Annotated in this window: 15 protein-coding genes and 1 tRNA gene; 9 read left to right on the forward strand and 7 right to left on the reverse strand. The window is 51.9% G+C overall.

The window, feature by feature from the left end:
* Positions 1 to 130: 130 nt before the first annotated feature.
* From GZZ87_RS07990 to GZZ87_RS08000, 3 genes are all read right to left on the reverse strand, one after another.
* Positions 131 to 2,296, reverse strand: a complete 2,166-nt coding sequence (locus tag GZZ87_RS07990; RefSeq protein WP_162027624.1) for an FUSC family protein — start codon at positions 2,294 to 2,296, stop codon at positions 131 to 133.
* 19 nt (positions 2,297 to 2,315) lie between these two features.
* Entirely contained in the window at positions 2,316 to 3,530 is a 1,215-nt protein-coding gene (locus GZZ87_RS07995) for a cation:proton antiporter (RefSeq protein WP_162027623.1), read from the reverse strand.
* Between the two features lie 386 nt (positions 3,531 to 3,916).
* Complete coding sequence (locus tag GZZ87_RS08000; protein ID WP_162027622.1) at positions 3,917 to 6,460, reverse strand: plasma-membrane proton-efflux P-type ATPase; 2,544 nt, start codon at positions 6,458 to 6,460, stop codon at positions 3,917 to 3,919.
* A gap of 424 nt (positions 6,461 to 6,884) precedes the next feature.
* On the opposite strand from GZZ87_RS08000, the gene GZZ87_RS08005 reads away from it, so the two are divergent.
* The 4 genes from GZZ87_RS08005 (at position 6,885) to GZZ87_RS08020 (ending at position 10,033) form a co-directional block, all read left to right on the forward strand.
* The gene (locus tag GZZ87_RS08005) at positions 6,885 to 7,514 is read left to right on the forward strand and encodes a PEP-CTERM sorting domain-containing protein (protein ID WP_162027621.1); all 630 of its coding nucleotides are present in this window, start codon (positions 6,885 to 6,887) and stop codon (positions 7,512 to 7,514) included.
* A 729-nt stretch (positions 7,515 to 8,243) separates the two neighbouring features.
* Entirely contained in the window at positions 8,244 to 9,176 is a 933-nt protein-coding gene (locus GZZ87_RS08010; RefSeq protein WP_162027620.1) for a DnaJ C-terminal domain-containing protein, read from the forward strand.
* A 56-nt stretch (positions 9,177 to 9,232) separates the two neighbouring features.
* Positions 9,233 to 9,544, forward strand: coding sequence for a chaperone modulator CbpM (locus GZZ87_RS08015; RefSeq protein WP_162027619.1), 312 nt, complete (start codon positions 9,233 to 9,235; stop codon positions 9,542 to 9,544).
* Between the two features lie 75 nt (positions 9,545 to 9,619).
* Positions 9,620 to 10,033 (forward strand): hypothetical protein, encoded by a 414-nt coding sequence (locus GZZ87_RS08020; RefSeq protein ID WP_162027618.1) that lies wholly within the window; start codon positions 9,620 to 9,622, stop codon positions 10,031 to 10,033.
* A 471-nt stretch (positions 10,034 to 10,504) separates the two neighbouring features.
* On the opposite strand, the gene GZZ87_RS08025 is transcribed toward GZZ87_RS08020, so the two are convergent.
* Entirely contained in the window at positions 10,505 to 11,116 is a 612-nt protein-coding gene (locus GZZ87_RS08025; RefSeq protein WP_162027617.1) for an OmpA family protein, read from the reverse strand.
* A 107-nt stretch (positions 11,117 to 11,223) separates the two neighbouring features.
* On the opposite strand from GZZ87_RS08025, the gene GZZ87_RS08030 reads away from it, so the two are divergent.
* Positions 11,224 to 12,057 carry a CbiX/SirB N-terminal domain-containing protein gene (locus tag GZZ87_RS08030; RefSeq protein WP_162027616.1) on the forward strand — a complete coding sequence of 278 codons (834 nt, stop codon included), beginning with the start codon at positions 11,224 to 11,226 and terminating at the stop codon, positions 12,055 to 12,057.
* 159 nt (positions 12,058 to 12,216) lie between these two features.
* On the opposite strand, the gene GZZ87_RS08035 is transcribed toward GZZ87_RS08030, so the two are convergent.
* The 3 genes from GZZ87_RS08035 to GZZ87_RS08045 all read right to left on the reverse strand — a co-directional run bounded on the left by GZZ87_RS08035 (position 12,217) and on the right by GZZ87_RS08045 (position 14,635).
* Positions 12,217 to 12,870 carry a response regulator transcription factor gene (locus GZZ87_RS08035; protein WP_162027615.1) on the reverse strand — a complete coding sequence of 218 codons (654 nt, stop codon included), beginning with the start codon at positions 12,868 to 12,870 and terminating at the stop codon, positions 12,217 to 12,219.
* Positions 12,871 to 12,883: 13 nt separating this feature from the next.
* Positions 12,884 to 12,971: transfer RNA gene (locus GZZ87_RS08040), tRNA-Ser, on the reverse strand.
* A 116-nt stretch (positions 12,972 to 13,087) separates the two neighbouring features.
* Positions 13,088 to 14,635, reverse strand: coding sequence for a YifB family Mg chelatase-like AAA ATPase (locus GZZ87_RS08045; protein ID WP_162027614.1), 1,548 nt, complete (start codon positions 14,633 to 14,635; stop codon positions 13,088 to 13,090).
* Between the two features lie 101 nt (positions 14,636 to 14,736).
* On the opposite strand from GZZ87_RS08045, the gene coaE reads away from it, so the two are divergent.
* From coaE to GZZ87_RS08065, 4 genes are all read left to right on the forward strand, one after another.
* The gene (gene coaE, locus GZZ87_RS08050; protein ID WP_162027613.1) at positions 14,737 to 15,318 is read left to right on the forward strand and encodes a dephospho-CoA kinase; all 582 of its coding nucleotides are present in this window, start codon (positions 14,737 to 14,739) and stop codon (positions 15,316 to 15,318) included.
* Positions 15,319 to 15,398: 80 nt separating this feature from the next.
* Positions 15,399 to 17,465, forward strand: coding sequence for a transcription termination factor Rho (gene rho, locus GZZ87_RS08055; protein WP_162027612.1), 2,067 nt, complete (start codon positions 15,399 to 15,401; stop codon positions 17,463 to 17,465).
* A gap of 39 nt (positions 17,466 to 17,504) precedes the next feature.
* On the forward strand, positions 17,505 to 19,229 hold the full coding sequence (locus GZZ87_RS08060) for an ATPase, T2SS/T4P/T4SS family (RefSeq protein ID WP_162027611.1): 1,725 nt from the start codon (positions 17,505 to 17,507) through the stop codon (positions 19,227 to 19,229).
* A gap of 42 nt (positions 19,230 to 19,271) precedes the next feature.
* Positions 19,272 to 20,354, forward strand: a complete 1,083-nt coding sequence (locus GZZ87_RS08065; RefSeq protein ID WP_162027610.1) for a type IV pilus twitching motility protein PilT — start codon at positions 19,272 to 19,274, stop codon at positions 20,352 to 20,354.
* The last annotated feature ends 21 nt before the right edge of the window (positions 20,355 to 20,375 follow it).

The following is a 20,375-nucleotide window of genomic DNA, read 5'->3' on the forward strand; positions in this document are numbered from 1 at the left end:
CCATTGGCTTCGTTCTTCGATTGAGTGTCGGAAGGCGGGCTGCAATATATATAAGATTCTGATCATCAGTTTCTAACTTCTGTCTTCTACCTCCTAACTCCTTTTTTAAGGTTCATCGTGTATTCTACGCTTAATAAAAGCGCTCTTCCTTCCATGGTGTCCAGTTAATCGCGTCGGTTTGTTTGGCGTAATTGAGCAGTGCTTCAGACAGGCCTCGGTAAGTGCTTAGGCGACGATAGAAGGCCTCGATTTCGTGTAGTTCGGTGTTGGTTCCAGTGCTTTGGTTTGCAATCGTGCTCATGCGCGCCTCTAGATGCTTTTGGATAGCTGATAATTGATCTAGGACTTGTTGGTAATTCGCGGAAGCGGGGTCTCTCAATAAGTTCTGTGTGATGGATTGATTATAGTCGCGCCACTGGGTGAAGTCATCTTTGAGTTGCGCTTCCAGATGGTAGGATTGTCCTGCTTCGCGAATCTCAATGAGTTCGTTCATTCGGTCGCTGAGTCCTTGCACACTATTGATCGTCATTTGCACTTGTGCCTTATCGGTGCCCTCCAGAGGGGCTGGGTTTAAGAACTGTGCCCACGTGCCCATTTTTGCAGGTAAGGTGCTGACTTCGTAACGGTGGAAATTCTGGTGTAGTCGACGAAACGCGTTGGCGATGCAATTGCCTGAGGGTGGAGGTATTTCGACGAGGGTGTGGTAGCTTTTGAAAAAGCGGCGTAGTAGTCGAAGAATCATTCGCTCTGGGCGCGGCGAATACGGGATGTTCGCTGTGATGAGTAGAATAAAGAGGAGAATCGCAAACATCATTGCAGTGTTGGAGACGACCGCGAAGCTATAGCTTTGGTGGTTCGATACCGACGCGATGGCGAGGAGCATGGCGAGGCTGCAGGCTCGATTGAGCATTTGCTGAGGGGCTGCGAATAAGTAGCAAAACGCGAAGGTCGCGATGAAGAGGAGTATCCCGAGTTCTGCAAAGCCTGAAAGTCGTGGCATGATGCAGAGATAGATGAGGCTGGCGGCTGCGATACTCAGCATGAATGGTGCAACTAATTTTCGAACGGGTAGCTGTGGAGTGGAGGCACAGACCATACCAATAGAGGTTGCCATGGTGACTAGCCCGCTCCCGCCGGGGAGTGCTTCGATGTAGATTAGGCCTATGCAAGCGATCCAGAACGTTGTCATTGCTTTGACTGCACTGATGCCTCGGTCGATGTCGAAGGCCGCTGGGACTTTGCTGGTGGGAGTGCTGGTTGGCATGGGGCCGCAGTCAGTGATGCCTGCCATTTGTTCTAGTAGGGCTTGGCTAATCTGAGCAATAGAGTTGATGCGTTGATAGGCGATGACAACTGCCGCGCGTTGAAAGTGTGGGAGTGCTTTGAGCTGCTTTGGGTCCGGGGAGTATTCGATGGCTGGCTGAAGGGGCGCGTCAGGCGCGTGCCCTTTGACCATCTGTTCCATTGCGTCGAAGCGTTGTTCTGTCTCTTGGATGAGATGCTCGATGTCAGGGAGTTGCTTCGCGATCTCAGGCGTTTGGAGTTCGGCAAAACCATGGCTCAAGCGTTCAACCGCTTCGGTGAGTTGACCGACTAGGCTGGCGTAACTCTGCCATGCGGCACTCTTTTCTTTGACCTCAGTGGTATCTCTTAGCGCAGCTCCGAGTAGTTGCTTAAAGCGCGCTTGTGCTTGGGCTGTTTGCGTTTTGGCGGGGGCGTAATTCTCGTGGTTCCCTGTGCCGACAGTATGGAACGCGGCCAGTGATAGGTCACGTTGCTTGTTGATCTGATCGCCGACCGAGGCGATGAAGGCTGAGCGTGATGACACGGGCCAGAGTAGTAATGCGATGACGCTATAGACTAGAATTCCCAGAGCGGTTTCTTCGGTTCGTAGCACTGCAATATGAAAGGCATTGCTGGGGTCTGGCCCAGTGTCCATGCAGATGATGACGGCGACGACTCCCGTAATATTCCAAAAATACGGTTTATTGGGGCCGCTCATCATATAGGTGCAAAAGCCCACGAAGAGCGATAGTGTGCCCATGAAGAGCCAGCGCTCTTGTGGGAACATTGAGATCAATAGTAGCGAGAGAACCACTGCTACCAGTGTGCCAGACATACGGTAGGCTGCTTTGGTGAAGGATTGTCCGATCGTCGCTAGGCTGCAAAACGCTACGACGAAGCCCGCCCACAGTGGCCTTTCCCATCCGAACCCGAGCGCCAGCCCATAGGCAATGACCATCGCCAATGCGGTCTTGATCGATTCTTTGGCTCGTCTGGAGGGGAAGTCAGTCACAAGTGTCGAGCGCTAGCGCCTAGTTTACTTTAGCCTCCTCGCGCTTGGAGCGAGTGGCTAGCAGTGCGATGAACGGGTTGGCGCTGATTCCGTGGAGGATCACACTGAGTAAAATCGTGCAGACCGCGGTCATTGAAATGGTGTCGCCGTGTGGTAGCTTGTCGTTGAGCACGATGACTGCAAACACGATACTGGCCAAGCCGCGTGGGCCGAACCAGCCCATGAACAGCTTTTGATCGGTGCGGTAGTTCATGCCCGTGAGCACGAGGAAGACTGGCAGCATACGAATGACCGTGAGGCTGAGGATGGAATAGAGCAGCACTTGCCAAGTAAAGGCGCCGAGGCTCTGGCCGACCACGGCCGCACCGAAGCAGACCCATGTGATCAGTGAGAAAGTGTCGCCTGTGCTCTCTGCGGTGACTAAATAATCGTGTTTGTATTTTTTGGCCAATGCACCAAATAGCAGGCCACCGGTGAAGCAGGCAATGAAGCCACTGCCTCCGAGGAGCTGTGCGCCGGTGAAGCAGCAGATCGCCAGAGTGACAACCGGAAGTTGTTCCCAACTCTCGGTGATCCATTTTTTGACGGCAGCGAATTTGATCAAATAGGTCGCGATGAGTGTGAAGCTGATGCCGACACCCATGCCGATCCCGATTTCTTCAGCAAATAATTTTAAAGCCAATACATGTGGCCCTTGCTCGGTGCCTTCGCCACTGATCAATGCGAGAAACAAGAAGATGATCGGCACGCAGATGCCGTCGTTGAGTCCGCTTTCAACATTGAGACCTTCGCGAATGTCGGAGGGCACGGAAGGGTTTGAGACGACAGCCTTGCCCAGGGCGGCATCGGTGGGGGCGAGCATGGTGGCGATGACGGCGATTTCCAGCATCCCCAGTCCGTCAAAAAGTAAGACCCCCGCGCCGTATCCGAGAGCGATGGTGAGCGGCAGACCAATGAGTAATAGTCGGCGTGGCAGTTGCGCGTTTTTCTTGAGAATGGTTAAATTCGCGTTGGAAGCATCCGTGAACAGGACCAGCGCCAAGGTGACTTCCGCCAAAGTGCGCAGTGCCTCGGCGGTGATTGTCATCTTTAGCAGGCCGAGGCATTCGGGCCCCATGATAACCCCAAACGCTGTAAATACCACCGCGCCATTGATCGGGGTGCGCTCCAGCCCCCCGTTGAGTAGGCTGTAGATGAAGATGAATGCGCCAAAGATGGCTAAGTTTTCATACATAGCATTTTGTTGTTAGAACTGGGTAGACCTTGAAGTTTTAGTCTCTAACATCAATTCAAAACGAGTTATTCTACCTGTATTCTGCTTCGTTCATTTTACTTCTTTGAAAAGAGAACAGGTTGGTGTCGATTCTCCCCGCGATCTAGAGGCAGGCCCAGTCGTAACAAGGGATTTCTCGCACTCAGAACATGGTTAATGGTGCCATCTTTGCCAGCGGCATCGCGCCCCTACAAGCAGATGAGCAAGGAGCGTTTGCCCTCCGCATTCATCAGATACTGCAGGTCGTGTAACTGTTGATTGTATTTTAAACTGTTCAGTATCGTTCATGGCTTATTTATTCTCCGATGTTAAGTTCTGTGCCGCTATTATCCTTTCAGGAACCGCTGCTACCAACTTGGATGCGGCTGCTCATCTGCGTTGATTTTGCGGTAGAGCGCGAGTTTTACGACGTCAAGAACCAGCATCCAAACCAACATATATACCCAAACTAATCCAATGATGGTCCATGGAATGGCAGGCACAAACCAACCAAATCCGCAGATTAGCACTGCGATGATCTGTGTGCCAACAATCGCTATAAATAATGGTTTCGCGGGCCAAGGGCGAGTGAACAAGGTCGAGCGTGAACGCATTACAAATAATAGTAAGTGGCCACCTGCAACGATTTGCAGGAAGATGACTGTTTGTAGTTGGTCTTTTGTTAGGTGGATCCAGGACTGCCAGTCGGGGTTACTGAGCCACTCCATCCCGATTAGTAAGAGACCAAAACTTTGCATTATCGCCATTAACCCCATGAAGCCTGAAACGAATAAGAGCCGTTTCATCTGCCATCGCACAGGTCCCTTGGATAATACGGTGTTATCGTAAGCGATGGTCATGATCGGCACGTCGTCCAGCAACGCGATCAGAATAATCATCACCGCCGTTAGCGGAGAGAAATTGAAGAACAGTGTGCTCAGGACTACGACAAACATAATGTCGAGTGTCATGGCCACGCGGAACATGATGTAGTTAAGGATACGCTCGAAAATTCTGCGGGACTCTTCGATGGCATCGATCACTGTGGACAATCCTGGCGCTGTCAGAATCAATGCCGCCGCTGCGCGTGCCGCGTCCGTGGCTCCACTCACTGCGATGCCGCAATCGGCTTGTTTCAGCGCCGGGGCATCGTTGACGCCGTCGCCCGTCATGGCAACGACATGGTTGCGTTCTTGTAGGGCTTTAACGATGCCGTATTTGTGTTCGGGGAATACGCGTCCAAAACCGTCTGCTTTTTCCACGCACGCACCGACTGTATCGGAGAGGCGATCCATATCCATGTCTTTGGTGAACATGTCGGCTGCCGCGATGAGGTGTGTGCCCATCCCTAGTTGTCCTGAAATCTGACTGCCAATTGCGACGTCATCACCCGTGACCATCTTGACTGATAAACCGTGCGTCTTCGCTTCTTCAATGGTCGCCTTGGAGTCATCGCGTGGTGGGTCGAGCAGCGACAGGATGCCGAGGAAGCTCCATGTTTTGCCGTCGTCCTCAGATTTGGCAATTCCTAGTGCACGCATACCGACTGCTGCCAAATCAGCGACCGTCTTGTTGGCCTTTGCTTCGGTTTCAGTATCCAGCTTGCAAATCTCTACAATTACCTGTGGTGCGCCTTTGGTGAATTGTAATGCCTTGCCCTGAGCGTCCGTCGCATGCCCTTCTGAGCGTTTGCCGACTGGATCGAATGGTATGAATTTTGTGACCTTGTAGCTGTCGAAGTCCTTGGTTTCTTTTAAACCACCGCTGACTGCTTTATCCATCGCGTCCTCACTGCCTACCTCAGAGGCGAGTGCGCCTGCGAGAATTAGCTCATCCTCTGAGGCTGCTTTGAATAGTGTCGGATCGCCGAGCGTCAGAATGTTTTTGGTAAGTGTGCCAGTTTTATCGGAGCAAAGGATATCGACCCCAGCGAGTTCTTCAATGGCTTCGAGCCGCGAGACAATTGCTTTTTTCTTTGCCAATTCCTGAGCGCCTAGCGAATTGTTGACTGTAATGACCGTTGGCATCGCTACTGGAATGGAGGCAATCAGTAACACCAACACCATGCGGGCGATCACTCCAATGTCGGACCAAACCCAGTGTGCTTGCACTACGATGTCTTGATACAGCTCAAACCCTACCAATATGGCGCAAAGAATGACCGATGTAATAATTAAGAAATTGCCGATTTGTGTCGTGGCCTTTTGAGAATTTGAGGCCCCGCCGCCCGCACTCGCCACTAAGTTGGCTGTGCGTCCGAAGAAGGTGTTATTGCCTGTGCCGATTACCATCGCGTGCATTTCGCCCTTCTTCGCGATACTGCCGGAATACCCTTCGTCTCCGATTTTCTTGTTCACTGGTAGGGACTCGCCAGTCAATGCCGCCTGATCGATGCTAATATAGTCGCCTTCAATGAAACGCACATCGGCGGGGACGACCTCGCCCAATTTGATGCGCAGGACGTCGCCAGGGACGACTTCTGCGGCATCGATCCCCACGATTTTCCCGTCGCGTAATGCCGTGGCCTTCGGGGCCATTCCCGCTTTTAAAGCGGCGAGTGCATCGGAAGCTTTCCGCTCCTGCCAAAAACCTGAGATGGCATTATAAAAGAGGAGGGTAAGAATGATCGTGAGATCTGCCCAGTGCCCCATGAGTAATGAGAGCAAGGCTGCGACCTCGATCATCCAAGCAATCGGGCCCCAGAAGAAACGCAGCAGCCGTTCTAAATTACTGACCTCCTTGTTAACTAATTCGTTGCGGCCGTAAGTTTCAAGGCGCGCTTTCGCATCGCTTGAAGAGAGTCCTTTAGGGGATGAGCCAAGCGTTTGGTATAGCGTATCAAGGCTTACCTTTTCTAGGTCTGCGTCCGCAGTTGGTGAGTCTTCTGCAGTTTTTGGTTTGCGAGTCTTCATGGCGCTTATTGATAGCATCTTCTACCGTGGTTTTACAAATCTTAAACGATTGATGGACAATAGATATTCGTTGCAGTGTTTGCTGATTAGGGGAAGTGGCGCAGAAATTGCGATGCCATCTCCGGACTTCGGCAGTTCGGCAAGCTCACCACAGGCGAGCTCAGTCGAGTCGCGGACCTACGTTTCGTCTGTCCCATCAGAGTCAGTCGTATCACTATGAGTCGAAGTTGAGCGTTTAAAAGATGAGCAATTATAAGAATTACGGAACGATCCCTTATTTCACCTCAGGGAATTTGTAATCTGCATATTAGACGATAAGGTTAATAGACCTCGGGCGATCAATTTAACCTCAACGCTCGGCAATTTAACCCCAAACTTTCCGTCTTTTAATATGCATAATTCATTCACTCTTGAAGGTTGGTCCATGAAACGTAGTCTTGTTGCATTCGTTATTTCGATATCGAGTCTGAATTTCGCAACTGCAGCCATCATTGGATTTGAAATTACCGGAACCTTCAATACATCGACTACGTTGAATGGGGTTGCTCTTGGAGCTGATCGAGCATTCACCGCAATTGGCAACATTGACAACACGGCTAGCACACCTGTTGGGAATGACTTAGGCATTTTCACGCCTCTTTCACTTATTATTAATATAGCTAACGAGGGCACCTTTAATTGGGTGGGAGGCAGTGATCCTTTGCGCCTGTATGTTACCGATGCTCCCAGCAACAAAAGTCTGCTGTTTGCTGATCCATCTAATAGCACCCAAACATGGGGCGTTGGTTCAACTGAGTGGAATGTCGGAGGTGATATTGACCAAAACGTGCCAGTTGCCGGAACGTCGTTGGCGGGCACCGTGGTAGGTGTGAATGGTGGTGGAGTGTTTGATCTCAACTTGGTCGGGGGCGGCAGCCTCGTAGTCGATACCAGTTCGCCATCCGGTTCGGTAAGCGGAAGATTTACTGACGCTGTGCCAGAACCATCCTCATCAGCCCTTCTTCTGGGACTTGGCGCACTTGTTCTTTCCGCGAATCGCCGAAGAAAGCGATAGGTCGAACAAGACAGTGGACTCAGCGCTACCGCGCGTGAGGAGATCGTAGGAGTTCATGCCGTTGTCTTTGGGGCTCACGATACGGAAGGGCACTAAACGTAGAAAGTAGAATACTTTAAGTGCTCTGCCTGATGATGTTCGTTATGCGAGGTGACTCGTAGGGGGGCATGTCGTTATCTTTAAAATTCGTCTTTATAGTAAGTAATTGTAAGAGTTGCGGAATGCCCCCTTTTTTTGCTTTCGTCTTGCGATGTGTTGGTGCTTTGGTTCGGCAAGCGTGTCTAAAGACACGCTCTACTTTTAGGTTAAATAGATGGAGTATTTATAGGGGGCATTTATGGAGCGTAGGCCTCCGGCCTACGGTTGTGGTGGCGAGCCGCTTAGGTTCGGTTCGTGGGGCGAGACGCCCACGCTCCATAGCATGTGAAAACCGAACCGCTCGAACGTCTCAGCGCTACGTCTTGGATGGTTCAGGCTCGGATGAACCGCCCATCGTTACATCAGACTAGCGGAGGCACTCATCGAAACGATGGCTAGATTGTGGATGCTGACGTCTTTTTGTAATTAAATATGTCGTTACCTATTTTGTAACTTTCTCAGCCTGGATTGATGTCTAAATCATTATGATTCTATTTGCGATTTCTATGAATTGTATATGCTATGTGTTGCAGCTTTTGACTGCCAATTATATCAATAATCAGGTGTGTGTTATTAGCATTAAAGTCATCGATGGCAGATAAAGACTACTATAAAATACTTGGGGTGTCGAAGGGCGCCGATGAGGCGACGATCAAGAAAGAGTATCGTAAGCGGGCTCGGAAATATCATCCGGACGTGAATGAGGATGCCTCTGCGGAGCAGCAGTTTCAGGATTTGGGCGAGGCCTACGAGGTGCTGAAAGATCCCGAGAAGCGGAAAGCGTATGACGCCTATGGCGCCGACTGGCAGCATGGAGCCGAGCGGGCGAAGCATCAGCAGCAATACCAGCGCTCACACGCCGGTGGTGGCGGCGGTTTCGGTGGCTTTAGTTCAGGCGGTGAGGATTATAGTGACTTCTTTGAATCGATGTTCGGTGGCGGCGGTCAGGGCCGAGCGGCGCATCGTCAGAAGGGCGAAGATGTCGATGTTTCCGTTAAGATTCCACTGGTGGATGCCTATCGTGGGAATTCACGAGAGATTACGTTTCAGATGCCCAGTGTGTCCGCAGCAGGGCGGCGGGAATATAAGAAAAAGACGCTGAATATTAAAATCCCGAAGGGGGTGAAGCAAGGTGGGCGCATTCGCCTGAAAGGCCAAGGCGGCGAAGGCTTTAATGGAGGTGAGTCTGGTGATATGTATCTCAAGATCGATTTTGAGCCGCATGCGCGTTTCAAAGTGGAGGGTGCCGATGTGCATTTGACTTTACCGGTGGCTCCCTGGGAAGCCGCGCTGGGGGCTAAGGTCAAAGTGCCGACGCCGACTGGATCGATTCACCTGACCATTCCCAAAGGTTCGGCCAGTGGTAAAAAGATGCGTCTGAAGGGGCAGGGGATTCCAGCCAAAGTGCCGGGTGATCTGTATGTCTTGCTGCAGGTGGTGCTACCGCCGGCTGAGGATGCGAAGGCCACCGAAGTGTATGAGGCGATGAAAGAGCTAGGCTTCGATCCTCGACCTGATTTTTAGGGATGAGCCGGAGTGCGTGTGAAACTGCAATGTGTCATTGAAAGGAGATAAAAATTATGAGCTCAGACTATAACATTATCAAACTGCACGAAGGGAAGGTCGTTGACGATGAAGCGATCTCGTTGATGCAGTTGAGCCGTATTTGTCATTTGCCGCCAGCGTTCGTGGTGGAGTTGGTCGATGAGGGCATCCTGGAGCCTGATGGGGAGAGTGCGAGTAATTGGCGGTTTTCGTTTTCAGTCGTTGAGCGCGTGAAGACGGTTGCGCGGTTTCAGCATGATTTGGATGTCAACCTTGCCGGTGCGGCATTGGCGCTGGAGCTTTTGGATCGTATCGAGACCTTACGTGCGCAGTTGAAGCAGCAGTGATCGTTTCAATGCGAGTCCGTTGAGGAGGGGATACGTTACAATATTATTAATAGCAGATACAGGAGGTATAAAACTATGAGTGATCAAATGGAGCACAGTCGTGAGCGTTTACAAGCTGGAATCAGAACTGCAGAGGTTCATTTAAAGGATGCGAGCTCGCACGTGGAGTCCGCGGTTGAGCATGGCATCGAGGTGCTGGATCAGCAATGCACCGAAGCGCTCGCGAAATGCGATGCCTCACGTGCGAAGGCGGATGAAGCGGGGGTGCGCATGACGCACTTTTTGGCTGAGGCCAAAGATCAAGCGATCGCCAAGTTTGAAGATTGGAAGACCGATCGTGATATTGCGAAGCTTGAGAAGCACGCAGACAATGCAGAGCAGCAAGCGCTCGATGCCCTAGAGCTCGCGGCCTTTGCCATCATCGAGGCAGAAGTGGCCGTCGTGGAAGCCTTGCGGGCGCGTAAGGTCGCAATTGAAGTTGCTGGGTGAACCGAGGTCAGCAGATGGTGGTCTTGAGCATCTCCTGATAGATATCTGTTGAAGCTGGACGACCGAACCTGGGCCATTCAACTCATTCAACTGCCCGCTTCGCTCGAGTTCACTGAGGGGAATGGCACGATCTTAAGGCTCTAAGTCGACAGTAGAAGCGTGCTTCCAGCCGCTTTTTTACACACACATGAGTGGCAGGATGCCGCTGCTACTTTAGCTTAAGAGTCTGTGCCATTCGGATATGAGTGTATTCGTTGTCAAATTTCGTAGCGTGAAGCTTTAGCGATCGTGCGTCGTGCTGGCTTTCGTGCTAAGGCACTGAACGCTCGCTAAAGCTTCACGCTACCTTTTTACGGGCAGGTGAATTTCGAGCGAGTGCATGCGATCATCACTGTAGTGGCTCACTGGATGATACAAAAAAGGCCGTTCGAGATGAACGGCCTTTTAATGTTTAAGATGTTTTTGCTCTGACTACTTCTTGAGGATAATCAAGTCAGCACGGCGGTCTTGTCCGGATTCGGACTTGGATAGGCCGGAGGTGGCTTCGAGGCTACCTTTGGAAAGTGTGTTGATGCGGTCATCGCGCACTCCGAGTGTGAGTAGGTAGTCGCGGGCGCTGTTGGCGCGGCGCTCGCCGAGGGCGAGATTGTAATCGGCGGTGCCATACCAGTCGCAACGACCTTCAATGAGGATCGCATCGGCTTGGTTAGCGCTCAGGTGATCGGCAGCAGCTTGTAGCTTGAAGCGTTCAGAGGCGGAAATTGAAGAGGAGTCGAAGCCGAAGTAGACTGAGTCGAGTTGGCCACGATACATGGTGTAGTCACCATAAGTGTTGTCGCCGGTATTCATGCCGGCGGGGCGTTCTGTTAGTCCGATGTCACCGAACTCTCCTCCGTCAGGATTGCCCCAGCTCGAGTCTTCACCGTTTGCCATGATGTCTAGGCCAGTCCCACCATTGTCAAATTGCGAGGCGTTGCTGCCTAATCCGCCGTCCATGACGGGGGTCGGTGGCTGCTTGCGGCAACCTGTGAGGACAAATAAGGCGAGAATTAAAGGTAAGGTGAAGCGGAGCATCTTAAACATAGTGTTGAGAATTTGGTGTGATGATTTGTAACGCGCAAACATTTTCCTTTGCTTCTTGGTATTAATTCGACAGAGCACGCATGTTGTGTGCTCTGTGCACTTTAAAAATGACAAGCTCAACTCGTATTTTCTTGATTGATAATGGTTCGCTCCGTGCGGAGGCAGTGTTGGCTCTGCGTGGGCTGGCTGCGCAACTCTCGGAGCAGGTTGGGCTGCATGTTGAGCCTGTGAGTCTGCTGCATTCTAGTAAAGTGCCAGCCTCGGAGCTGGGTGGTGTGCCGGCGCGAATCGTTAAATCTAGGTTACGCCAGCTGGTGGAAGCGGGAGAACGGCACTTTGTTCTAGTGCCGTTATTTCTTGGGCCGAGTCGTGCAATTACGGACTATTTGCCAGAGTTGATCGCAGAGGCGCGGGTGATGGCGCCGGATTTAAATGTGGTAGTGGCGGATACTTTGGCAGGTGCGAATGTGGAACAGCCGGATCTTCGATTGGCTGAAATGCTCGCGGCGCATGTTCGGAAGGTGCTCCTGGGGGCAGGGATGGACTCTGCGCGAGTTGCCATGGTCGACCATGGGACACCTGCGGAAGTGGTGAATCGGGTGCGTAATGCGGTGGCGCGTCAGTTGGCTGAGTTGCTCAAAGGTGAGGTCGCTGCGGTTGAGCCGTGCTCGATGGAGCGGCGCGAGGGGGTGGCGTATGATTTTAATGAGCCGCTGCTGGAGCGCGTGGATCAACTCGAGGGGTGGTCGGGCTGTGATGTGGTGGTCGCCTTGTTCTTTCTGTTACCAGGGCGACATGCGGGGGAGGCCGGCGATGTGGCGCAGATTTGCGATGCGTTGTTGGAGCGCCGAGGCGTTCGTTCAACCGAGCGCACATCCTTATTGTGTGAGCACCCGCTGCTAATCGACCTCTTAGCGGATCGTTTGAGGGCCGCTCTTTAGGAACGTTGAACATTGACCGCTCAGCTTTGAACTTTGAATAAGCTGAAGAATCTACGTTGGACGTAGCACGTTCGATGTTTGTGCCGCCGAGGGGCGTGTCACTTCCTGAATTGATTCAGGAGAGCATCAACAATATAAGTTGATGTGAGAGGCTGGGTGCTAGTGGTGGTGGCCGCCCATGACGATCAAACCGTTGTTGATCGCGTAACGAGTGAGGCTGGCGACGTCGTGTAGGTCGAGCTTGCGCATTAAATTGGTGCGGTGGTTCTCGGCCGTTTTGACGCTGATGCTGAGCTTGGCTGCGATCTCTCGCGTGCTGTTGCTCTCGGCAATCAGTTGGAGGATTTCGCGCTCGCGTTTAGTTAAAATATTGATGCCAGACTCTTTGGATTTTGGGTCAGCCATCGCTTCGCGTAGCAGTAGGGCGACTTCGGGGCCGAAGTAACTGCCGCCATTCGAGACGATCTCGATCCCTTTTTTAAGTTCGGCGAGTGGTGCGGACTTTTCGACGAATCCGTGGGCACCGGCTTGGAGCAGCTCGCGAACGAGTCCAGGAGTTTGATAGCCAGAGAAAATGAGCACCCGTGTTTCTGGGATTTCTTTGGCAAATCGACGTAAGACCTCGGTGCCGTTTAGGTTAGGCAGCATGACATCGAGTATTGCGAAGTCAGGCTTTTGCTGTATGCACTGTTCGCACCCGTGCAACCCGTCGCCGCTTTCAATGATGACCTGATAGGACTCACCGTTTAGGATCGCTTGGCTCAGCATCTCACGGATGGCGGTTTGGTCTTCGATTATAGCGACTGTTTTCATGAGGTATACAAAGTGGCGGAGAGAGAGGGATTCGAACCCCCGGAACCTTTCGGCTCAATAGTTTTCAAGACTACCGCATTCGGCCACTCTGCCATCTCTCCTGTAGTTGAAGAGTGATTTCCTAGGTGATGATTCGGTAAGTGCAAGACGTTATATTAAAAACTGCCGATTTTATGATATTTCGCGTGAATTTTACGTATTTTAGGGCAGACAGCATTTAATAGAACAAGTTTCTATCTAAACTACGATATTGGATGGCTTCAAGCAAATGAGGTGTCTCGATGGATTCGCTTTCAGCTAGGTCGGCGATAGTGCGTGCGACTTTGAGGATACGATCATAGGCGCGTGCGGAAAGTGCCAGCTGCTCCATGGCTTGTTGGAGTAGGTCGCCTTGCTCTTTATTAATCGCGCAGTATTTGCGGATCTCGGAGTGCGACATACGGGCATTGCAGCTGGCGGAGGAGTCGCCATTGCCGGCAAAGCGCGACTGCTGCCGTTCGCGGGCGGACTCGCAGCGTTCACGAATGGTCGCCGAGCTTTCGGCTTCTTGTGTGCTGCGTAATTCCTCGATCCGTAGCGATGGGGCTTCAATGTGTATATCAATGCGATCGAGTAGGGGGCCACTGATTTTAGAGCGGTAGCGTTGGATTTGCGGCACGGAGCAGCGGCATTCGCGCGAGCTATCGCCAGTGTATCCACACGGGCACGGATTCATGGCGCAGACCATCATGACCGAACATGGCAGATTTATTTTGCCTGCGCTGCGTGAGATGGTGACGTTGCCGTCTTCGAGTGGTTGACGGAGCACTTCGAGCGCAGAGCGTTTAAATTCGGGTAATTCGTCGAGAAACAGCACGCCATTGTGAGCGAGCGAAATCTCGCCTGGGCCTGGGATGGTGCCTCCGCCTAATAGTCCGACATCACTTATAGTATGGTGCGGAGATCTGAAAGGTCTTTGGAAATAGCGGTTTTCGTTGTTCAGGGTCGTGCCTGCGGCGGACTGAATGCTGAGGATTTCGAGGAACTCATCGATGCTGGGGCGCGGCATGATCGTGGGGATGCGCTTGGCGATCATGGATTTACCAGAGCCAGGCGAGCCGATCATCAGGAGATTGTGGCCGCCGCTGACTGCGATCTCTACGGCACGTCGCACCGCGTGCTGGCCTTTGACTTCGGAGAAATCGATGCGTTGTGACGCGGGTGGGGCTTTAAAGAAGCTACTATCGCGAGATTTGACTGGGAGGATGGCGCGTTCGCCATTGAGGAAGCGCACGGCCTCGTCGAGGCTGGTGACTGGGTAAATCTCGACATCGTTGACCAGCGCGGCTTCGTCGGCTGATTCTGCGGGGACGATCAGGCCTTTTTTGCCAAGCTTGCGAGCGAGCATGGCCATGGCTAGGGTGCCGCGCACGGGGCGAGTTTTGCCAGAAAGGCTTAGTTCGCCAGCGATGAGGAAGTCGTTGAGGCGATCTTCGGTGCATTGTTTCATCGAGGCTAGGATGCCGATCGCGATGGGGAGATCGTAGGCGGGGCCTTCTTTGCGTAGTCCGCCAGGGGCGAGGTTGATGGTGGTGCGCGTGGCGGGCATTCGGTAGCCACTGTTGCTGATGGCCGAGAATACACGATCTTGCGATTCTTTGACGGCTGCGTCGGGCAGTCCGACTAAAATAAATTTGAGTTCACCGGCTTCACCTGTATTCACTTCTACCTGAACCGAGTGGGCATCGACCCCGACGAGCGCTGCAGACTGTGTAATTCCTAGCATATTGTAGTATTTTTACCTTAAACTTAATGTGAACACCTTTTCACCTATGTCTAGGTTTTACTGTGCGGCTCCCATTTATATATCGAAGGATCATTAGAATTTTGAAAATAGGACTTACAGGAGGGATCGGTTGTGGCAAATCGACCGTGGTGCAATTATTCGCAGAAGCTGGCTGGCGCACTGTAGAAACAGATGCCGTTGTGCGTGATTGTCTTGCGGATGACAGCGAGGTGCATGTAGCGCTGCGTGAGCGTTGGGGCGAATCGGTTTTTGATGCAGATGGCGCGGTCGATCGTAAGGCAATAGCAGGGCGCGTTTTTACTGATTCCGGCGAACTGGCGTGGTTGGAGGCGCTGTTGCATCCGATCGTTCGACGTGCGTGGGAATCGGCAATTGCCGAGGAGCCCGAGGCGCACTGGTTAGTTGAGATTCCGCTGCTGTTTGAGAAAAGGCTTGAAACCGAGTTTGATTTGATTGTGTGTGTTACCAGTCCTTCCGAGATTGTTGAACACCGTATGGTGCACAGAGGTTACTCGGGAGAGGAGATCAAGCAGCGTCGTCTACGGCAGATGCCTCTTGAGGAAAAAGCCCGACGTGCGAACTGTGTGATCTCAAATGCAGGCAACCTTGAATTTTTAAAACAACAAACGAAGCGATTAATCGCACAGACCCAGACGTATTAGCTCGTTGCCGCATGTCGGTGGAACGCTGAGCGTCCTTTCTTTTACTAAAGACCCCGCACTCCGTGCATTACCACTAGCCCATGAGCTCAGAAGACGAAACTAAACCAGCTGTGAACGTTAATGCATCCGCTGAGGATGCGCCAAAGCCAGCGCGTAAGAGCGCGGTGAAGAAGACTGCTGCAAAAAAGGTAGCAAAAAAAGCGGCGAAGAAAGCGGCGAAGAAAGCAGCGAAAAAGGCGACTAAGAAGGTCGCTCGTAAAGTTGCCAAGCCTGCTATGGATGCTCAGCCTGAGCTGTTTGTGTCTTCGACAGCTGCGGAAGCGCCGAAGCCACGTGTTGAGCGGGAGTTTGTGCCCACCGAGGTGACTCCTGGTGAAATAAAGCCGTCGGAGGTGAAGCTAGTTGAACGCACTCGTAAGCCGAGCGTTGTCTGGTCTTCGGATGATCCAGACCCTGTGGCGGAGTCTCCTAAGGAATCGAAGCAGGAGTCGTCTTCGGATGGCGCTCGCAATGATGCTCCATCGGGAGGCGAGCAATCTCAGGGTGAAAAGCCCAGAGAAGGTAAGCCGCATGGACGTCGCAATGAGCAAGGGGGCGGACACCGCAATAATCGCCGTGATCGTAATGATCGTGGCGATCGCAATAATCGCGGTGAGCGTGGCGAGCGACCAGCCCGCAATGCTAAGTTTAAGAATAAGGGCGGACCTGCACCGCATCCCAGTAAGAATAAAAAAGGCAAGGGCCGTTGGCAGGATAAAAAGAAGCGTGGTCGTGAGGAGGATTCTCCGGTTGAGTTTGGTGAGCTGCTTGAGTTTGAGACACTGAAGAATTTCGACGAGGTTCTAGTCTTGGCTACGGACATGCGCTCGGGAGAGGGGGATGCGCTCGATTTTAACCGTATCTACGATATGGGATTACCTGAACTCCGTGAAGAAGTGGCCGCTGCTGCTGTCGAGACGGCGCATGCTCCGAACCGTGATCAGCTATTGAATGCCTTGGTCGCTCAGGCGGGCGAGCAGAAGCGTTGCATTACTTCGGTCGGTATTTTTGAGCCGCTAGAGGATGCTGCTGGCGGGTTGCTTGTCTATGAGCGTGATAGCTATCGAGTGAAGGCGCTGTGTGCTTATGTGCCTCAGGTCTTTGTTGAGCGTTACGGTTTACAGCGTGGTCATATCGTTAAGGGGCAATTGCACCCGCACCGTGAGAATGAGTCCTGCCCATTCGTGGTTTGTATTAATGATGTGATGGGGCGTGATCCTGAGACGCTGAGCGAGATCGTGCCGTTCACTGAAGGGGTGCCGTATTACCCGTTAGAGCGTATTTTGATGGAGTCTGACACGGAATCAAAATCGGACAACCTCTCTATGCGTGTGGTCGATTGCTTAACGCCCGTTGGCTTTGGTCAGCGTGGGTTGATCGTTGCTCCGCCGCGCACTGGTAAGACTGTGCTGATGCAAGGCATGGCGAATTCCATTCAGAAAAACTACCCAGATGCTCACTTGATTATTCTTTTGATCGACGAGCGCCCCGAGGAAGTGACTGATTTTCGCCGTCAAGTATCGGGGGAAGTGATTAGCTCGACCTTTGATGAAACTGCAGAGAGCCATGTGCATGCTGCGGAGATGGTGATCGAAAAGGCACGCCGCATGGTCGAAGTCGGCCGCGATGTCGTGATTCTTCTAGATTCGATTACCCGTTTGGCACGTGCGTATAATACGACGATGCCAAGCAGTGGTAAGATTCTTTCTGGTGGTGTTGAGGCGAATGCGCTGCAAAAACCGAAGCGTTTCTTTGGTTCTGCGCGTAATATCGAAGGCGGAGGTAGTCTTACTATTATTGCGACAGCACTGGTCGAGACCGGCAGTAAGATGGATGAAGTGATCTTTGAAGAGTTTAAGGGCACCGGTAATATGGAGCTTCACTTGGATCGTGGTCTCTCCGACAAACGTATTTTCCCCGCCTTAAGTATGGATAAGAGTGGCACCCGTAAGGAAGAACTGCTCTACCACCCAGATGAAATGCTTAAAATTTATTCATTGCGCAGAGCAATGAAAGGGCTACCGTCCACTGATGCTATGGAAATGCTCATCCAACGTATTAAGAAAACCAAGACGAACGCGGAGTTCTTAATGAGTGTATCTCGCTAGTTTTTATTACTTTTTTAATCCCCACCCCATTTAACATCTGTGACCTCAGCCGACGAATTTGTTCTCCAACTTTTAATTGATAAAGGAATCGTAGATTCCGCTGTAATTGACGATGCCCGCGCGAAAGTCGCGGAGCAAGGGAGTGATGGTAATCCGGATACGGATACGCTGGATCTTTTGGTCGATGAGCATTCAGTCACTCAACTGCAAATTGCCACTGTGCTTGCTGATGAGTTTAACATGGATGTCGTGGACCTCGCCGATGTGCGCGTCTCCACCGAGGCGTTGGAACTGGTGCCTTATGATTTAGCGAATCGCTATAAGGTCTTTCCGTTGGAAGCGGACGATAATGAAGTGGAGCTCGCAGTCTGTGATCCACTGGACATGGATGCGATTGATAGCATCAGTCACGTCATTCAGCGCTCGATTACCAGTCGAGTCGCACCGCTTGAAGATATTGAGAAGGCCATTCATCAGTATTACGATGGTGCGCATGCCGAGCCCGTGGATGGTATGTTTTCCGGGATGAATGAAGAGCTGGGCGAGGGGGAACTTGATTTGCCAACTGGTGATGAAGCCGACATCGCCGCAGATGAAGCGCCGATTATCCGCTATGTGCACATGGTGATTTCGGAGGCGTTAAAGCGTCGTGCGTCGGATATTCACATGGAGCCTTTGGAGAAGCGCTTCCGTGTGCGCTACCGTATTGACGGTGTTTTACACGAAGTCGAGAATCCGCCAAAGCGTTTGCAGCCTTCGATCATTTCGCGTATCAAGTTGATGTCGGATGTGAGCATCGCTGAAAAACGCGTGCCTTTGGATGGTCGTATTAATATTAAAGTCGGCCCGAAAGTGATCGATTTACGTGTCTCCACGTTGCCGACTGCTTTTGGTGAGAGTATTGTCATGCGTATTTTGGACAAGGAAGGCCTGAACCTGGGTCTGCCTCAACTTGGTTTCTTTAGTGATGATCAAGCGAGCTTCGAGCGTATTATTGCTATGCCAGACGGTGTCTTTCTCGTGACGGGACCGACCGGTTCTGGTAAGTCGACCACACTGTATTCTGCGCTTAACTGCATTAACCACCCTGACCGTAAGATCATTACAGTTGAGGACCCCGTGGAGTATGAGATGGCCGGGATCAATCAGGTGCAAGTGCGTCGCGATGTCGGTATGACATTCTCCGCGGCCTTGCGCTCGATGCTGCGTCAGGCTCCGAATATTATCATGGTCGGGGAAATTCGTGATAAAGAAACAGCTGAAATCGCTATTAATGCGGCGCTGACGGGGCACATGGTGTTTAGCACCTTGCACACCAATGATGCTCCGAGTGCGATTAGTCGTTTGGTCGATATCGGTATTAAGCCTTTCCTTGTGGCTGCAGCTTTGCGTGCCGTGCTCGCTCAGCGACTCGTGCGTCGGATTTGCCCGAATTGTAAGGAACCGCACTCGCATGATGAGAAACTGCTCAGCTCTTTGGGGATACGTTCCGACCAGACATTGGATGCTAATTTCATGCTCGGTAAAGGTTGCTCAAAGTGCAGTTCGACTGGCTTCCGCGGTCGTGTGGGTGTCTTCGAGATGTTCACGATGAACGAAGAGTTGCAGCAAATGGTCTATGAAGATGCGAGTCTTGTGGCATTACGCACCAAATCCAAACAGATGGGTATGCGAACGATGCGTGAAGATGGTGTCCGTAAAGTCATTGCTGGTGTGACCACTCCTCAGGAAGTCCTGCATGCGACTGTGGCTGAACCGGTTTAATTTCCCTATCCTGTAAACTAGAATTTCTATCCCGCTAAAGCTATGAGTTATGAAATGAACGATCTGTTGGAACTGATGGTTGATCAGGGGGCTTCTGACCTACATTTGCAGGTAAAGCAGCCTCCGACGCTCCGTATGTCTGGCAGTCTGGTGCCAGTCGAGGGCGAGCGTTTAACTGCTGAGGACACGGAAGATTTGATGAAGGCGATTACGTCTTCGAGTAATCAGGAGCAATTGAAAACCACTGGTGGCGCCGATTTCGGTTTTGCTTATATGGAGCGTGCGCGTTTCCGCGTTAGTGTGTTGCGTGCGAAGGGAGCCTATGGGATCGTCCTACGTCAGATCCCAAATGATTTATTTACCCTCAGTGACATCGGCCTGCCTGATAAGATTAAAGAGCTAATTAGCCGTCCGAGAGGATTGATTCTAGTGACTGGGCCTACTGGTTCTGGTAAGTCGACCACCTTGGCGTCGATGGTGAACTGGGTGAACGAGCACCATGATGGCCACATTATTACGATCGAAGATCCGATCGAGTATTTTCATGAGCATAAGAAATGCATCGTTACTCAGCGTGAGGTGGGGAATGATGTGGTATCCTTTTCCGGTGCTATCCGCGGTGCCTTACGCCAAGACCCTGACGTCATTCTTGTCGGAGAAATGCGTGACCTTGAAACGATTGAAGCAGCGGTGAGCGCCGCAGAGACTGGACACTTGGTTTTCGCGACATTGCACACCACTGGTGCCGCTCGCACGGTCGACCGTATCGTGGATGCGTTTCCAGCAGATATGAAGGATCAGATCCGCACGCAACTTGCGTCGTCCGTGGTCGCCGTCATTTCACAGGTGCTCTGTAAGAAAGTTGGCGGAGGGCGTATTGCCTCCTTCGAGATCATGGTGACTACCAGTTCGATTGCTCAGCTTATTCGTGAGAATAAAACTTACCGCATTGCTTCCGATATCCAAACCGGTGCCGCTCATGGCATGATCGGCCTCGATGCCCACTTACTGAGTCTCTATAATCGTGATTTGATTACTGCGGACGAGGCACTTGCAAAATCTCAACACCCCAATGCCATTCGCGAGAAACTTGTCGAGAATGGCGCTCATTTTACAAATTCATAAGTTAGACGCCGGTTCCCGGCT

Origin of the sequence: Lentimonas sp. CC4 (assembly GCF_902728235.1) — a bacterium.
Classification (GTDB): domain Bacteria; phylum Verrucomicrobiota; class Verrucomicrobiia; order Opitutales; family Coraliomargaritaceae; genus Lentimonas.

Excerpts from the sequence above, each read along its gene's own strand:
- GZZ87_RS08025 (WP_162027617.1), bottom strand. The coding sequence starts at position 11,116 with ATGTTTAAGATGCTCCGCTTCACCTTACCTTTAATTCTCGCCTTATTT.
- GZZ87_RS08000 (WP_162027622.1), bottom strand. The coding sequence starts at position 6,460 with ATGAAGACTCGCAAACCAAAAACTGCAGAAGACTCACCAACTGCGGAC.
- GZZ87_RS08045 (WP_162027614.1), bottom strand. The coding sequence starts at position 14,635 with ATGCTAGGAATTACACAGTCTGCAGCGCTCGTCGGGGTCGATGCCCAC.
- GZZ87_RS08010 (WP_162027620.1), top strand. The coding sequence starts at position 8,244 with ATGGCAGATAAAGACTACTATAAAATACTTGGGGTGTCGAAGGGCGCC.
- GZZ87_RS08015 (WP_162027619.1), top strand. The coding sequence starts at position 9,233 with ATGAGCTCAGACTATAACATTATCAAACTGCACGAAGGGAAGGTCGTT.
- GZZ87_RS08065 (WP_162027610.1), top strand. The coding sequence starts at position 19,272 with ATGAGTTATGAAATGAACGATCTGTTGGAACTGATGGTTGATCAGGGG.
- GZZ87_RS07995 (WP_162027623.1), bottom strand. The coding sequence starts at position 3,530 with ATGTATGAAAACTTAGCCATCTTTGGCGCATTCATCTTCATCTACAGC.
- rho (WP_162027612.1), top strand. The coding sequence starts at position 15,399 with ATGAGCTCAGAAGACGAAACTAAACCAGCTGTGAACGTTAATGCATCC.
- GZZ87_RS08005 (WP_162027621.1), top strand. The coding sequence starts at position 6,885 with ATGAAACGTAGTCTTGTTGCATTCGTTATTTCGATATCGAGTCTGAAT.
- GZZ87_RS08035 (WP_162027615.1), bottom strand. The coding sequence starts at position 12,870 with ATGAAAACAGTCGCTATAATCGAAGACCAAACCGCCATCCGTGAGATG.
- GZZ87_RS08020 (WP_162027618.1), top strand. The coding sequence starts at position 9,620 with ATGAGTGATCAAATGGAGCACAGTCGTGAGCGTTTACAAGCTGGAATC.
- GZZ87_RS08030 (WP_162027616.1), top strand. The coding sequence starts at position 11,224 with ATGACAAGCTCAACTCGTATTTTCTTGATTGATAATGGTTCGCTCCGT.